Here is a 15,354-nt window from a genome sequence, read left to right as displayed (position 1 = left end):
GAGGAGTAATAGAATGTTAACAGGGAAACAAAAACGTTATTTAAGAGGACTTGGTAGCTTAATGAACCCCGTAGCTTACGTCGGTAAAGAGGGTTTTGTCAGAAGCAGTTATTAAAGAAGTATCTCAGTCCATAGATTCTCTAGATCTAGTGAAGGTTAGAGTTGGTAAAAATGGGGCTGAAGATATTAAAAAAGTAGGAGCTGACCTTGCTGAAGAAGTAAAGGCTGAATTGGTGCAGGTGATTGGAAGAAACTGTTTATTATTTAAGTAAAAAAAAGAAAAGAGTCAATATATAAATTACCGTAGGATGTGAAGATATGATTGTAGAGTTTCAGAGGGATATCAAAAGGATTATAGTAAAAGTTGGAACCAGTACATTAACCTATAAAACAGGGGAAATCAATATTGATAGAATGGAACAATTAGTGCGAGGCATTGATGATTTAAGCAATAGAGGGTATGAAGTTCTATTAGTTTCTTCTGGAGCAGTTGGTGCTGGTGTTGGTCGTTTACACCTTAAAAAAAGACCTGACACACTACCTAAAAAGCAGGCTGTTGCAGCTATCGGTCAAGTTGTATTAATGCATATGTATGAGAAATTATTTGCTGAATATGGTAAAACCGTGGCTCAAATTCTTTTAACTAAAGAAGACTTTTCTATTAGGAAGAGAAATTTAAATGCTAAAAATACACTATCAACATTATTGCAGATGGGTGTAATTCCTATTATTAATGAAAATGATACAGTTGCTGTTGATGAAATGAAAGTTGGAGATAATGATCATATAGCAGCATTAGTATCCTCTTTAATTGATGGAGATTTACTGGTATTATTATCGGATATTGATGGTTTTTATACTGAAAATCCAACAACGTCCTGTAATGCAAAATTATATGAAACTATTGATAAGATAACGCCTCAAATTGTAGAAGCAGCTGGGGCCAAAGGTTCTTTATTAGGAACAGGAGGCATGGCAACTAAGATTCAAGCAGCAAAAATTGCTATGGCTGCTGGTGTTTATATGGTTATTGGCAATGGAGAAAAAAAAGGACTCTTGTCTGATATTGTTAATAGACGCTTTGAGGGAACACTTTTTATTCCCCAGAATAAAAAGATCCATACAAAAAAGAAGTGGTTGCTTTTATCATCTAGACCTAAAGGGAGTCTTGTAGTTGATAATGGTGCTGCAGATGCATTAGTAAATAAAGGGAAAAGTTTACTGGCTACTGGAATAGCAGAAGTTGTTGGTGATTTTGATGATGATATGGTAGTTAGTATTTTAAATACAAATGGAAATGAAATAGGCAGAGGCATTGTGCTTTACGATAGCAATGCTATTAGAAAAGTTAAAGGACTGAGAACTAAAGAAATGGCTCGTCTATTAGGAGAAGAATATATTTACGAAACAATTATCCACAGAGATAATATGTCTGTAAGAAAGGGTTAGGGAGTAAAATGCTAAAAGAAACAATTTACGCGCAAGGCGTTTTAGCAAAAAAAGCAGCTGATGAAATGAGAAATATGTCTGTTATTAAAAGAAACAGAGCTTTAAAAGAAATGGCTGATGCTTTAAGAAGACAAGAAAATGCTATTTTAATGGAAAATAAAAAAGATATGGAAAAAGGGCGTGCCAGTGGTCTTTCAAGAGCAATGTTAGATCGTTTACTGTTAACAGGTAATCGGATTGAAGCCATGGCAGCAGGTCTTGAACAACTGATTAGCTTAGATGATCCAGTTGGTTCAATGACCAAAGCTTGGAAAAGACCCAATGGCATTGAAATTGGTGTTGTTAAGGTACCACTAGGCGTTATTGGTATGATTTATGAAGCCAGACCTAATGTAACATTAGAGGCGGCAGGATTGGCTGTTAAAACTGCTAATACGGTTATCCTAAAAGGCAGTTCAACAGCTCATAATTCTAATAAAATTTTAGTCTATATTCTAGATAATGCAGCTAGAAATGCTGGCTTGCCTGATGGAACCATTCAGCTTATTGATAGTTTAGATAGAGAGGCTGTTCAAGTTATGCTAACAATGAATGACTATTTAGATGTCCTAATTCCACGGGGTGGAGCAGGTCTAATTGAAACAGTTATCAAAGGTTCAACTGTTCCTGTTATTGAAACAGGAACAGGCAATTGTCATGCTTATGTAGACACAACAGCGGATCTCGAGATGGCTTTGAAAATTGTAATCAATGGCAAAACCCGAAGACCAAGTGTGTGTAATGCCTTGGAAACTTGTTTAGTTGCGGAAGATATGATGGCTGAATTTTTACCATTATTAGCCCTTGCTTTAGAAGATAAAAAGGTTGAAGTTAGGGCTTGTGAAAAAAGTAGAGAATTCTTTAAGGATGCTAAATTAGCAACTGAGGAAGATTATGCTACAGAATTTTTAGATTATATTTTAGCAGTGAAAAAAGTTAAGGATGTTAATGAAGCAATTGCTCATATAAATAAGTATGGTACGATGCATTCAGAAGTTATTATCACGGATGATTATGAAAATGCAAGAACATTCCAAAAAGGAGTTGATGCAGCTTGTGTTTATGTTAATGCTTCAACCTGTTTTTCAGATGGTGAAGAGTTTGGGTTTGGAGCAGAAATTGGTATTAGTACGCAAAAGCTACACGCTAGAGGTCCGCTGGGACTAGATGCATTAACATCTATTAAATATGTTATTAATGGAGACGGACAAATAAGAGAATGAAAAAAGTTGGTATTTTAGGAGGAACTTTTAATCCCATTCATAGAGGTCATGTTGCCCTTGGGGAAGCTGCCTTAAAGGTGTTTGATTTAGATAAAGTTTTCTTTATTCCAGCTGGAGAGCCTTATCATAAAAAGGATGGTAACACTGTAAGGGGAGAAGAACGTCTAAAACTAGTGAGTTTGGCTTTGGAAAATGCCCCAAAGCTTATTCCCTTGGGAATTGATGTGGAAAGAAAAGGTCCTACCTATACAATTGATACTATTAATGAGTTGAAAATAATGGAACCTGATAGTCAATTTTATATTATTTTAGGTTCAGATGCCTTTAAATACATTGAACAATGGAATGATATTGAAGCCTTGGCGGAAAAAGTGTTTTTCATAGTTGCTGTTAGAGCTTGCGAAGATGAAATAGCTTGGCGTTCCTTTGTTAAAACAATGCCTGAATATATTAGTAATAAGACACTTATTATGCCTCTCAAACCTTATTTTATTAGCTCAACTGATATTCGCTATAAAGGAATTAGAAAAAGCAAAAGAAAGCTAGATAAAAGAGTCTATAATTATATTCTAGCAAAAGGATTATATAAATAATGACGTATAATGATTATCTGGAACAAATAGATAAAGAATATGCAGCATTAGCTACTACCATGAAGAAACAGTTATCTAGAAGAAGATGGCAACATGTGGCGGGAACTGCAAAAAAAGCTTATGAATTAAGTAAGCAGTATGGAGTAAATACTTATCAGGCAGTTTTAGCTGCTTATTTTCATGATTACTTCAGAGAAGTAAATAAAAAAGCAATGATTGCTATGGCGAAAAAATATTTGTTGGCTGTAAGTGATTCAGAATATGAAAAGCCGAGTTTGCTCCACGGCAAAATTGCTGCTACTTATTTTGAGATGGAAAAATTAATTAGTGACCCAGTAGTATTGTCGGCAATTAGGTGTCATACACTGGGCAAACCAGGTATGGATTCAGTAGCTAAAATTCTTTATATAAGTGACGCAATTGAAGAAACAAGGGATTATCCTAGTGTTGAAGCATTACGAGATTATGTTTCTAGGCATTCATTAGAAAAGAGTTTTCTCTATGTGATTAAAGATTTAATTATAGAATTAATAAAGGATAATCAAAAGGTTTATTTCGAAACAATAGAAACCTATAATAAAGAGGTGTAGGTAAACAGATGATAAGTTTAGAAAAAGGAAAAAAATTAAGGAAGTGCTTCTTAATAAAAAAGCAATTGATGTTATATTATTAGAGGTAACGGATGTTACTGTACTAACAGATTATTTTGTTTTAGCTACAGGTATGAATAAAAAGCAGGTTGAGCAGTTGTTTGCTCATTACTGTGAGGAAGCTCTGGAAGAAGAAGGGATTTTTAAGTTAAGAAAAGAAGCCAGTGAGGATTGGGTCTTAATTGATTATGGCGATGTAATTGTGCATTTATTCTTAGAAGAAACTAGAAGCCGATACGGCTTGGAAAAAATTTGGCATAAAGGTAAAGTTATTGAGTCTTAATGTAAAAAAATATAAAATTAAAGAAATAGAACCTTCTTGTGTAAACGAAACACAAGGAGGTTTTTTATGTGGGAAAATTTATGTCTCTTGAAAAAGAACATCAGAGAATTTTAATTGTAATTGTAGTATTAATAATTATTGGAAGTGGGTTTTTTAGGTTTTCAGGTTAAGCATATTAATGGCAAAGAGGGAGGGACGTACTTGTTGTTAATACTGCTCCAAAGGAGGAAATTATTCTGGAAGAAGAAACAGAGAAGGGAGTTATTGTTTATGTTAGTGATGCAGTTAGGTCTCCAGGTTTTTATGAATTATCGGAAAAGGATCGAGTCTTTCAGGCGTTGGAGAAAGCGGATCCTTTAGCGGAGGCGGATTTGGAAAGCCTTAATTTAGCCGAGTACGTAAAGGACGAAGATAAAATTCATGTTCCTAAGAAAGGTGAGCAGGAAGTATCCATTAAATATAAAGAAAGAAAAGTCTGATTTCAAAGAAGCCAAAGTAAGTATTAACAAAGGAAGTCAAACTGATTTAGAAACGATTCCTGGTGTAGGACCGCAAACGGGCTAGACGAATTATTGAACATCGTAAAGCTAATGGTCTGTTTAAGTCCATTGAAGGTCTTCTTGAAATAAGTGGTATTGGGAAAAACTTTAGAAAAAATTAAATCCTACATTACCCTATAATGGTTATTAATGAAAAATTAGGGACTCTCTTATTTTCGAGGGAGTATTCTGTTTAATGTATTTGAGAGTAATTTTGGAGAAGTGAGGGAGTATAAAGGATTAATAGAGATTACTGATATGTGGGATGAAAAAGAAACTTTTACTTATATTTTTTTATTAAAGGATTTGTCTTTGAAAAAAGCAATAATATATTCTGAAAAGTCATTTGAGGTTGGTGAAATCATTGATATTGAAGGTTTCATAGATGTTCCTAAAAGAGAACAGAATAAAGGAGGATTTTCTCAAAGGGCATATTTAAAAGGTCAAGGAATAAACTTTATCTGTACTCTGAAGAAAGAGGAGATAATTAATAAAAAAGATACTATTTATAGCTGGCTTTACAACTATAAAATGGCAATGAAAAATCAAATTTCTAAATATTTAGAAGAAGATACAGTATTATTTACTTCCTTTTTTCTGGGTGATAAAAAAGGATTAGATGATGGTTTAAGGGAACTGTGGCAAAATTTAGGCATTAGTCATCTGTTAGCTGTTTCTGGAACTCATATGAGTTTGCTTATGGATATTTGTATTTTTTTACACTTGTTATACCAGGTGGTAGCACTAGAAAAAGAATTGTTTTTATTGGTTTCTTGCTTTTATATACACTAATTACATTTTCCCCTTCTGTCTCGCGGTGCTTTGTCTTTTTTGTTGTATCTATTATATTTAAAAGATTTAAGATTGAAAGTTCAGCTCTTTTTAAATTAGGGTTAACCTCAGTTATTTTGCTGATTTTTAACCCTTACTATTTAATTAATATAGGGTTTCAGCTTTCATTTACTATTGTAGGTGGCTTATATTACTTTTCTTTTTTATTTAAAAAATGGGGTTTTCTTAAGAAATTTTTTTATTTTGGATTTGTTTCCTTTATATGTAGTTTTCCTATTTTATTATTTTATTTTCAAAAAACTTCTTTGGCTAGTATACTTGTAACCCCTTTAATTATGCCAATTATTGAGATTGTTCTTATCATTGGAAGTCTTTTTCTATTTTCCTTTTCTCGATCAGTTGTTGTTGCCTTTTGGTTATAGTTTAAAGCTTATAATAGGCTTTTTAAATGCTGTTACTGAGTCTCTTAATCAATTTAACCTTCCTTACCTCAACCAGATGTTTTTCTTATTTTTTGTTTTTATAGTTTGCTAATTGTATTAGGTTTATCAATAAAAAATAAAAAGAGGGGATTGATTGTATTATTGAGTAGTATTTTATTGTTATTTTCCTTGTTTTTATTATTGCCAAAAAAACAATCGAGGATTGACTATTCATTTTATTAATGTAGGTCAAGGTGATAGTATTCTAATTACAACACCAAGCAGTCACAAGAGAATATTATTAGATGGCGGTAGAAAAAGTATTTATGTTGATATGGGTAAAAAAGAAGTAATTCCCTATTTGGAGAGACAGGGCTATTTTTCAGTAGATTTAATAATTAGTTCTCATGGAGATGAAGATCATAGAGGGGGATTAGAGACCGTATTAGAGAGAATTCCTGTTTCTTTAGTTTTATTGCCACCTTTAGTATATGATGAGAAAAATGATTATCAATGGATGAAAAAGGAATACAACAATCTTTTGCAGGAGGTAGGGATTGGTGATGAATTTACAATTGATGGTATTACTTTTAAAATCAGAAATCCTTTGAAAACAGGAGGCGGTAAGGGTAGTAATGAAAATTCTTTAGTAGTTGCCTTTGAATACGAAGGTCAAAAAATACTTTTAACTGGAGATTGCGAATTAAATGTTTTATCTGATTTAGTAGCTAATAAGGAGTTTTTTGATTATGTGATTGTGCGCCCCATCATGGTAGCAGAAAATCCTTTAGAAAAGGAATTTACAATGATTTAAAAACTAAGGCAGTCTTTTTTCTGTAGGTAAAAATCCTTATGGAAATCCTGAACCTGAAATTATAAATGATTTATTAGAGAACAATATTTGTTATTTTAGGACAGACGAAAATGGCACCATTATTTTAAAAATTGATAACGGGGTTACTATAGAATCAACTTATGAATTATGGTAAAATAAGGGTTAGGAAAATTACTGGAGGCGTTATGTTTAAACCATTATATTTTTTCCATGGGGAAAATGAATTTCAGATAAATAAAAAGATTCATGAAATTAGTGAGAAATATAACTTAACTGAGAAAATTATGCTTGATGAAATGGGCTTTCCAGAAGTTATTATGAATCTCAATACACCTTCTTTGTTTGAAGGCCAACTACTTTATATTGTGAGAGATGAAGCTATTTTAAAGGATGATGAAGGATTAGATGTGTTGATAAACTATATTAATAATCCTTCACCGTTTGCTTGTCTTGTTTTAGCTTTTCCTAAAAAAGTGGATATGCGGAAAAAAATCCCTAAGTATTTGAAAAAAGAAGGCTTTGAAACTGTCTTTTCATTAATGAAGCCAAGAGAATTAGAGAAATGGATTAAAGAATATTTTTGGAAAAAAGGATATGACATTACAGAAGATACTCGCTATTTTTTAATTGAAGCTCTTGGTGATGATCAAATTTTGTTAGAAAGTGAAATGGAAAAAGTATGTCTGTATGGTCCAGAAGAAAAAAAACTTACAATAGATAGTCTTAAAGATGTGATTGCTTATAGTATAAAAGGGAATGTATTTCAAATATTAGATGGGCTAATGGAAAAAAATGGTAGCAAAATGATTCAATCGTTAGATGCTTTATATAAACTTAAAGAACCGGAAGTTAAAATAATATTTATGGTTATTAGGGAGTTTAGGTTAATGCTATTAGCCAAATGGTTAGTTGAAAGAAGAGGGTCTAAAGATGATCTTATAAAATCTTTGAAAGTCCATCCTTTTGTAGGTGGACGATTATATACGAGAACCAAACAATTTTCCTTTACCGTTATTAAAAGCTATCTAAACCGATTATATGAACTTGAAGAGAAAATTAAAACAGGAAAAGGTGATTCTAAAATATTATTGACAAGTACTTTAATGGCTTTTTGCAATCACTAGGGGGATTTATATGTATGATATTATAATTGTTGGATTAGGACCTGCTGGTTCAGTTCTAGCACAATATTTTAGATAAAAAATTTAATGTATTAGCGTTGGATAAAAAGCTGAGAATCCTTTAGATGATGGTTTTCAAAAGCCCTGTGGCGGTCTTTTAGCACCTGATGCTCAAAAAGTATTGGGGCTCGTTTTGATTTAACATTACCGGTAGATGTTTTGGCGGATCCACAGATTTTTTCAGTAAAAACCATAGATATGCCTGCCAAGGCAACTCGTTATTATCAACGTTTTTATTTGAATTTAAATCGTCATAAGTTCGATTTATGGTTAAAATCCCTTATACCATCATCAGTTGAAGTAGAGCATAGAGCTACAGTTGTTGCTGTTAAGAAGAACAGGTAGTAATTTTGAAGTTACTTACAGGGTTAATGGTATGGAAAAAACCGTTTTAACTCAGTATTTAGTTGGGGCTGATGGCGCTAAGTCCCATGTTGCCAAACAAATGGGATTAAGAAAAAATACCTACTTATATTTCCATCCATATTTCCATCCAACAATGGTTTAAAAATACTCACAGCACACCTTTCTATTCTTGTTTTTTGATAATGATATTACAGATTGTTATTCTTGGGGCTTATCTAAAGATGAATATTTTGTCTTTGGAGGAGCATTTCCAAAAGACTATGCTATGGAGAGATTTAAACTTCTTAAAGAAAAAGCAGAAGATTTCGGATTTGTTTTTGGTGACGTTGTGAAAACTGAAATTTGCCAAGTACTGAGACCGAGAGGCATTAGGGATTGTAACAGTGGGGATAATGGTGTTTTCCTAATTGGAGAAGCAGCTGGCTTTATTAGTCCTAGCTCTCTTGAGGGGATTAGCTATGCTTTAGAAAATGCATTTATACTCAGTCAGGTTTTTAATTCTGGCCAAACAGGTTCAATCCTTGATAAAACTTATCATAGAAAAACCCGTAAGTTGAGAGGGAAAGTATTTTCAAAAAATTTAAAACTGCCTTTTATGTATACTAAGCATTTAAGATATTTGGTACTGAAAAGTGGTATGAATTCTGTTAAAATAGTTGAATAATAGGCAATAAAAAACCTTCTGTATAGAAGGTTTTGTTTTATTCTTATTTAGAAGCCACATTGTATTTCTTTTGCAACTGAGAGATTTTTCTATTGGCTGTTTTATCGTGAAGAATTCCTTTTTGTGCCATTTTAGCAATGGTACTAATGGTTTCATTTAAAACAACTTCTTTTTGTTGATCTTGATTTTCAATTGCTGCTTCACATGTTTTCACTTGGTTTCTCATACGAGCACGTTGTTGTGAATTTACTACATTACGTTCAGCTGCTAAAAGCGCACGTTTTTTTGATGATTTAATGTTTGCCATTGTTTCACCTCCTCAGTTTTTTATATTGCTTTAAAAGTATATCATTTTATAATAATAAAATCAACAAGAAGTTTATCTAAATCCTTTTAGTTATCCTAAATAGTAGTCAGTTTCTTGGTAGACATAATAGTTAATCCAATTGGCATAAAATAAGTGAGCATGGCTTCTCCAATTTACCATGACACCTTTATCAGGCTTATTATCCAGATAATAGTTTTCAGGCATTGTAATATTAAGACCTTTTTTTAAATCTCTTAGATATTCATTGCCTAGTGTTTCCTCATCATATTCTGGATGGCCAGTTACAAATATTCGTTTCCGATCTGTTGATGCTAAAATACTTGAGCCTGCTCTTCCAGAGGCTGCAACTACTTCTAAATCGTCAATGCCTTCAAGTACTTCTTCAATTATTTCAGTATTTCTTGAGTGCGGCATATGGAAGCGATCATCAAAACCTCTCATTAGTTTTGCAGTTTTGTTTAGTGCGCTATGTTTATAAATACCAGAAAGTTTTTTCTAATTTTCTTTTTTTGAATATTATAGTAATGATATAGAGCTGCTTGAGCTCCCCAGCAGATAAATAGGCTGGCATGTAATTGGCATCTGCCTAGTCTAAGATAGAGGTTAGCTCTTGCCAATAGTCTACCTCTTCAAAAGGGAGGAGTTCAATAGGAGCACCTGTTACTATTAAAGCATCAAATCTCTTGTTTTCAATGGTCTTGAAATTAGTATAAAAAGAGTTCAGATGGGCTTTTAGGCGTATTTTTAGATTAATGTGTTGCCATATGTAAAAAGGTTAATTCCAGTTGTATTAAGTTGTTACTCAATAAGCGCAGTATTTGAGTTTCTGTTACAATTTTTGTTGGCATCAGATTTAGAATAACTACATTTAAGGGTCGAATATCTTGAGCAATGACTCTTTTGGCATTCATAATAAAGATATTTTCTTTTTGTAGTTGTTCTGATACAGGTAAATTTTCTGGTATAATAACGGGACTCATAATAACCCTTCTTTCGTTATTTATTAAAAAATCCCCTTTCCGTTTTGGAAGGAGACTATTAAAAGAAATGTTTTCTTTTAATCATCTCCCAGTCAGAGATCGTAGGAGTTAGCACCTTACATTATTGTAGGTTGCTGAGGTGTCATTGGGCCTATTCCTTAACCTCTCTTGATGACTACGTTAAATTATAACAAATTGAAGTTGAAAAGTAAATTGATAGAATAGGAGTACTTTCATATTTCTCTGATTTCAAGTTAGCAAATTGAGTAATAACAAGTTTATGCAAAAATGATAAACTGAAATCAGTTACAATGAATTTGAAGAGGTGAGCTATGTTAGATATAATTTTAAGGTCAGGGAGAGTAGAAGGCTATGAAAATCTAGTAGATGTTGGCATTAATAATGGGAAAATTGTTTCTATTGAAAGTAGGATTCAAGAGGAAGGCCAAGAGGTAATTGTGGAAGAATGTCATGAAATTAAGTTTTAATAGAAGTGAAAAAATAGTCTTCTTTGGAATTAGGAGAAAGAATGTTATTAGCAGAGTGGGGACGTATAGGGGGTTGTAGAAGCCCTCAATGTGTTCAAAGCAGGAAAGCTTAATTTGAGCAAAGGAAGAAAAAGACCTACGAAGAATTTCTTCTTTTTTCATATATTTAAAAAGGACTCAACGACAGCATTGTCCCAAGGATGAGAAAGCTTAGAAAAAGATTGAATGATACCAAAAGAATCAAGGAGCTTTCTAAAGATAAAAGAAGTATATTGGGAACCTCTGTCAGAATGAAAAATAAGAGAAGTAGAAGGTTTTTGAGAATAAAAGGCTTTGATAAAAGTATCCTTAACAAGAGAAGTATCAATTTTAAGAGAGAGCTTCCAAGCAATAATTTTACGAGAAAATAAATCCATAATAACACAGAGATAAGCAAAAGAGGCATTTAAATTAATATAGGTAATGTCACTAGCCCAGACTTGATTGGGCTGAGGAACATTAAAATTTTGATTTAGGTAGTTAGGGCAATCAAAATTGGGAATAGACCTCGGATGAATAAACCGAAGTTTGATAGTAGGCATTTTAGGAAGATTCATGTCAGTCATCAGGCGGCTCGCTCTACCAATACTGATGTTGATGCCATAGTCATAGGAAAGAAGAGCCTTAATCTTAGATGGGCCAATACGTCTCTTAGTAAGATGACAAATCTCCGAGAATAAGCTGACGGAGTTTTTAATTCTCAATAGTTCTAGGAGAAAGTTTTTCCGAAAAGTATTTGTAATAGGAGCTGCGGTTCACTTTAAGGACATGACAAAGAAAAGAGATAGCGTGCTGAAAACGAAGGGTATGAACAGCCATTAATCTTTGTCTGAGTGAGGCGTGAATATGGCAATTGCTTTTTTTAAAATGATATTTTCCTCCTAGAGTCGAGCATTACGCTTTTGAAGATCCTTAATCTGCTTAGCGGTTAGAATAGTATCATCATCAATTCTAACCTGAGAATAAAGTTTAATCCACTTGTGTAAAGCAGACATGGAGACACCATATTCTTTAGAAAGTTGGGATTGAGTTTTACCGTTTTGGTGTAAATTAACAATACTTTTTTTAAATTCTTCATCGTATTTCTTGTAATTATTCATAATTTTATCCTTTCTTATGTGTCTACTTATTTAAAACATGTTTCACTTTTTCCTGTCTACTTTTTTAGTATATGTCCAGTTTGAATGTCAGGGGAATGTTATCTCTGAACCATTTGTAGACCTTCATACTCACATGGAGAAAACATATTTGAATAACTTGACAGATGAAGGCACTTTAATGGATGCTATTGAAGCTTTTTTTGAATATGCTGAACATAGTTTTACGAAAGATGAAGTAAAACTAAGGGCGCGGAAAATGCTTGAGAAATGTATTGAAAATGGTACCGGATTTTTACGAACCCATATTGTTGTTGATGAAATAGTAGGCACAGGGTTTTTAGAAAGTATTTGCGAAATCAAAGAAGAATACAAAGCTTTTATAGATATTCAGATAATTGCTATGATGGGTACCTTATGCTTAACAGAAGGACAGAATAAAAGCTTAAAAAGGGCAGCGGATTATGATATAATAGGATATAGAGGCGCTCCTACTTTATGTGAAAATCCATTTGCCGTAGTTGACTTTCTTTTTGAGCTTGCCCTTGAAAACAATAAGCTTATTGATTTACACATAGATGAGTCGGATGATGCCAATGTCGATGTTTTAGAATACGTTATAAAAAAAGCAAAAGCTTTAGATTTTGAAAATGAGACAACTGTTGGTCATATTACTGCATTGTCTGCCGTTAGCGAAGAACGAAGCAACGAAATTATCAATCAATTGAAGAACAGTGAGATTAATGTAGTTACATTACCATAGAGACCCTTTTAGACCTTTTGGTAATGGTAATTTACTTGAAGAGGCTTTACTGACTGTTCAAGTTATACAAAGAGGAACGGATTGTGATTTAGAAGAGGTCTATAATATGATAACAAAATATCCTATGAAGGCTTATGGCATAAAAAATATGGTATTCGTTGTGGCTATCCAGCAAATTTAATTTTAATATATGCACCCTCAAAAAAAGAAGCTGTTTTGTCTCAGGGTAGTATTTTAGCAGTGATTCATAATGGAAATCTTATTTTCAAAAAAAAGAAATCAATATTGCATATTTGGGAGGGTATCGTAGTGAAACAAATTGATGCTCGAGGTTTAGAATGTCCTAAACCTGTTATTTTAACAAAAAAAGCATTAGAGGAAACAAATAGTATATCTATTCTTGTTGACAATGAAGTAGCGAGAGACAATGTGAGGCGATTTGGTGAAAATGGTGGCTTTGATGTGACTATTTTAGAAAATAGTAAGGGTATCGAACTATTTTTAAAAAAAATCAAGGGTCTTGAAAAGACAACGAATAATAGTCCGGTTGTTGTCTTAATAAAAAAAGATGTTTTTGGTGATGGAGAAAGAGCCCTCGGTGAACTATTAATGAAGAATTTCCTTACTAGTTTATTGGAGAGTGACGATAAAATAGGTAGTTTAATCTTTATGAATAAAGGGGTTGTTTTAACAACAACTTCAGAAGATGCGATACCTATTTTAAAAGATTTAGAAGCACAAGGCACTAGAATTTTTAGCTGTGGTACTTGTCTTGATTTTTATGAGCTCAAAGACCAATTGAAAATTGGTGAAATTACCAATATGTACAGTGCTACAGAACTATTACTGAAAAAAAATATAAGAACAATCATAATTTAAAGGAGTAAGTGATGGAAAAAGAAAAAGAAAAGGTCTTAAATGTCACCTTAAGTCAGATAGAAAAACAATTTGGAAAAGGTAGTATTATGCGTCTTGGAGAGTCGAGCAGAAATAGATCCATAGAGGTAACATCAACAGGTATTTTACCTCTAGATATAGCTGTTGGCATCGGTGGCTACCCAAAAGGTAGAATTATTGAAATTTATGGACCAGAGTCTTCTGGCAAAACAACTGTGAGTTTACATGGTATTGCAGCCTCTCAAGCAACAGGTGGAACAGCCGCTTTTATTGATGCTGAACATGCTTTAGATCCTGTTTATGCAAAAAATTTAGGTGTTAATATTGATGATTTATTAGTTTCTCAACCTGACACAGGAGAACAAGCTTTAGAAATTGTTGAGGCCCTAGTTAGAAGTGGAGCAGTTGATTTAATTGTTGTTGACTCCGTTGCTGCATTAGTGCCAAGAGCTGAAATTGAAGGGGATATGGGAGATTCTCATGTAGGCTTGCAAGCTAGATTAATGTCCCAGGCTTTAAGGAAACTAGCAGGTGTTGTTAGTAAATCTAATGCTACAATTATTTTCATTAATCAACTTAGAGAAAAAGTTGGCATTATGTTTGGAAATCCAGAAGTAACTACTGGCGGTAGAGCTTTAAAATTCTATTCTTCTATTAGACTTGAGGTTAGAAGACAAGAAGCTATTAAAAAAGGTGTAGATATTATTGGTAATAGAACAAAAGTAAAAGTTGTTAAAAATAAAGTAGCACCACCATTTACAATTGCAGAATTTGATATTCTCTATGGAGAAGGCGCTGTTAAAGATGGTTGTATTTTAGATTTAGCTGCTGAGTTTGAAGTTGTTCAAAAAGCTGGATCTTGGTATTCCTATGGTGAGGAACGCATGGGTCAAGGTAGAGATAGTTCAAAAGCATTCCTCAAAGCTAATCCTGAGCTTTCAAGTGAAATTGAGCATAAGGTATTAATTGCTTCAGGAATTATTGAAACAGAAGAAAATGATGAAGCTAGTGTTGAAAATGAAAAGCCAGCTGTAGCGGATAAAGGCGATGAAAGCTAGAGAATACGGTTTATACTTACTAAATAAAAGAGCTTATACAAGAAAAGAGCTTGAAAATAAATTATTTAAAAAAGGATTTCAGTGTGAGGAAGTTACTGAAGTCCTTAATGAATTTATGGAACTAAAATGGATTAATGATTATGTATATGCCGAAACATATATTTTAAATCAAATTGAATATGGTTTTAAAAGCAAAATGCAAATTCAGTATAAGCTAATGGAAAAAGGTATAGATAAAGACCATATAATGGCGCTTATGGAACAATATTATACTAGAGAAAAAGAAGAAAAGAATATAAAATATCTTATTGAAAAATACAGTCGAACAGGAAGCTTGCCAAGGGAAAAGTTAATTGCTCGGCTAGGGCGCAAAGGCTTTTCAATCAGTTTTGTTGTTTCTGTGTTAGATGAAGAATAAGGGCTGACCAAGTATTGTAATGCCCTATTTTTCTATTGACAGTATAAAAAAATTTAATTACAATTAAATAAAATGAACTAGGAAATTATCACTTAGTGAAAAAGTAACCCTTTGAAATAGATTGACATCATATACAAGCTGACATACATGAATAAAGATGTATAATGATTACAGTGTATATAATGAAAATTGAATATAAGTGTGCTTTTTACCTAAGTACATGTCATAAACATGTTTATATTAGGTTAGG

General features: G+C 32.8%; 14 protein-coding genes, 5 pseudogenes and 1 riboswitch. Of the genes and pseudogenes, 16 read left to right on the top strand and 3 right to left on the bottom strand.

The genetic code is table 11. From position 1 onward, the window contains the following. Positions 1–95: 95 nt before the first annotated feature. The 11 genes and pseudogenes from AZF37_RS05900 to AZF37_RS05845 all read left to right on the top strand — a co-directional run bounded on the left by AZF37_RS05900 (position 96) and on the right by AZF37_RS05845 (position 9,036). The gene (locus tag AZF37_RS05900) at positions 96–272 is read left to right on the top strand and encodes a YhbY family RNA-binding protein (RefSeq protein WP_245611907.1); all 177 of its coding nucleotides are present in this window, start codon (positions 96–98) and stop codon (positions 270–272) included. A 46-nt stretch (positions 273–318) separates the two neighbouring features. Beyond that, positions 319–1,449 (top strand): glutamate 5-kinase, encoded by a 1,131-nt coding sequence (proB, locus tag AZF37_RS05895; protein ID WP_088369992.1) that lies wholly within the window; start codon positions 319–321, stop codon positions 1,447–1,449. An 8-nt stretch (positions 1,450–1,457) separates the two neighbouring features. Continuing rightward, positions 1,458–2,711 carry a glutamate-5-semialdehyde dehydrogenase gene (locus AZF37_RS05890; RefSeq protein ID WP_088369991.1) on the top strand — a complete coding sequence of 418 codons (1,254 nt, stop codon included), beginning with the start codon at positions 1,458–1,460 and terminating at the stop codon, positions 2,709–2,711. After that, the gene (gene nadD, locus AZF37_RS05885) at positions 2,708–3,304 is read left to right on the top strand and encodes a nicotinate-nucleotide adenylyltransferase (protein ID WP_088369990.1); all 597 of its coding nucleotides are present in this window, start codon (positions 2,708–2,710) and stop codon (positions 3,302–3,304) included. The genes AZF37_RS05890 and nadD overlap by 4 nt, the downstream gene beginning before the upstream one ends. After that, positions 3,304–3,894 carry a bis(5'-nucleosyl)-tetraphosphatase (symmetrical) YqeK gene (yqeK, locus tag AZF37_RS05880; protein ID WP_088369989.1) on the top strand — a complete coding sequence of 197 codons (591 nt, stop codon included), beginning with the start codon at positions 3,304–3,306 and terminating at the stop codon, positions 3,892–3,894. Before nadD ends, yqeK begins: the two co-directional genes overlap by 1 nt. A gap of 34 nt (positions 3,895–3,928) precedes the next feature. Beyond that, positions 3,929–4,237 carry a ribosome silencing factor gene (gene rsfS, locus AZF37_RS05875; protein ID WP_088369988.1) on the top strand — a complete coding sequence of 103 codons (309 nt, stop codon included), beginning with the start codon at positions 3,929–3,931 and terminating at the stop codon, positions 4,235–4,237. A 565-nt stretch (positions 4,238–4,802) separates the two neighbouring features. After that, positions 4,803–4,898 (top strand): annotated as a pseudogene (locus tag AZF37_RS13310) (helix-hairpin-helix domain-containing protein); the annotation flags it as partial. 136 nt (positions 4,899–5,034) lie between these two features. Further along, a pseudogene (locus tag AZF37_RS13305) lies at positions 5,035–5,990 on the top strand (ComEC/Rec2 family competence protein). A 223-nt stretch (positions 5,991–6,213) separates the two neighbouring features. After that, positions 6,214–6,804, top strand: coding sequence for a ComEC/Rec2 family competence protein (locus AZF37_RS05855; RefSeq protein ID WP_088369985.1), 591 nt, complete (start codon positions 6,214–6,216; stop codon positions 6,802–6,804). A gap of 206 nt (positions 6,805–7,010) precedes the next feature. Next, on the top strand, positions 7,011–7,949 hold the full coding sequence (holA, locus tag AZF37_RS05850; protein ID WP_162473934.1) for a DNA polymerase III subunit delta: 939 nt from the start codon (positions 7,011–7,013) through the stop codon (positions 7,947–7,949). 4 nt (positions 7,950–7,953) lie between these two features. After that, a pseudogene (locus tag AZF37_RS05845) lies at positions 7,954–9,036 on the top strand (FAD-binding protein). Positions 9,037–9,079: 43 nt separating this feature from the next. On the opposite strand, the gene rpsT reads toward AZF37_RS05845, so the two are convergent. Continuing rightward, positions 9,080–9,343: a 30S ribosomal protein S20 gene (gene rpsT / locus AZF37_RS05840; protein WP_088369983.1), complete on the bottom strand. Its 264-nt coding sequence runs from the start codon at positions 9,341–9,343 to the stop codon at positions 9,080–9,082. 90 nt (positions 9,344–9,433) lie between these two features. Continuing rightward, a pseudogene (locus AZF37_RS05835) lies at positions 9,434–10,344 on the bottom strand (homoserine O-succinyltransferase). A 78-nt stretch (positions 10,345–10,422) separates the two neighbouring features. After that, positions 10,423–10,522: riboswitch (SAM riboswitch) on the bottom strand. A 154-nt stretch (positions 10,523–10,676) separates the two neighbouring features. Between AZF37_RS05835 and AZF37_RS10500 the strand changes: the two are divergent. Next, on the top strand, positions 10,677–10,832 hold the full coding sequence (locus tag AZF37_RS10500; protein WP_162473933.1) for a hypothetical protein: 156 nt from the start codon (positions 10,677–10,679) through the stop codon (positions 10,830–10,832). Here the strand turns inward: AZF37_RS10500 and AZF37_RS05830 are convergent. Continuing rightward, a pseudogene (locus AZF37_RS05830) lies at positions 10,822–11,971 on the bottom strand (IS3 family transposase). The gene AZF37_RS10500 and the pseudogene AZF37_RS05830 overlap by 11 nt on opposite strands. Before the next feature lie 148 nt (positions 11,972–12,119). Between AZF37_RS05830 and AZF37_RS05825 the strand changes: the two are divergent. The 4 genes from AZF37_RS05825 (at position 12,120) to AZF37_RS05810 (ending at position 15,104) form a co-directional block, all read left to right on the top strand. Continuing rightward, positions 12,120–12,731 carry an amidohydrolase family protein gene (locus tag AZF37_RS05825; RefSeq protein WP_088369982.1) on the top strand — a complete coding sequence of 204 codons (612 nt, stop codon included), beginning with the start codon at positions 12,120–12,122 and terminating at the stop codon, positions 12,729–12,731. 309 nt (positions 12,732–13,040) lie between these two features. Then, complete coding sequence (gene yedF / locus AZF37_RS05820) at positions 13,041–13,610, top strand: sulfurtransferase-like selenium metabolism protein YedF (protein ID WP_162473932.1); 570 nt, start codon at positions 13,041–13,043, stop codon at positions 13,608–13,610. Positions 13,611–13,621: 11 nt separating this feature from the next. After that, on the top strand, positions 13,622–14,686 hold the full coding sequence (gene recA / locus AZF37_RS05815; RefSeq protein ID WP_172793087.1) for a recombinase RecA: 1,065 nt from the start codon (positions 13,622–13,624) through the stop codon (positions 14,684–14,686). After that, a complete protein-coding gene (locus tag AZF37_RS05810; protein WP_088369979.1) occupies positions 14,676–15,104 on the top strand; it encodes a regulatory protein RecX in 429 nt (142 codons plus the stop codon). Before recA ends, AZF37_RS05810 begins: the two co-directional genes overlap by 11 nt. Positions 15,105–15,354 lie beyond the last annotated feature (250 nt).

Origin of the sequence: endosymbiont 'TC1' of Trimyema compressum (genome assembly GCF_001584725.1) — a bacterium.
Lineage (GTDB): Bacteria > Bacillota > TC1 > TC1 > TC1 > TC1.
Note: the sequence above shows the minus strand (reverse complement) of the source record. Positions and strands in the feature narration are given on the sequence as shown.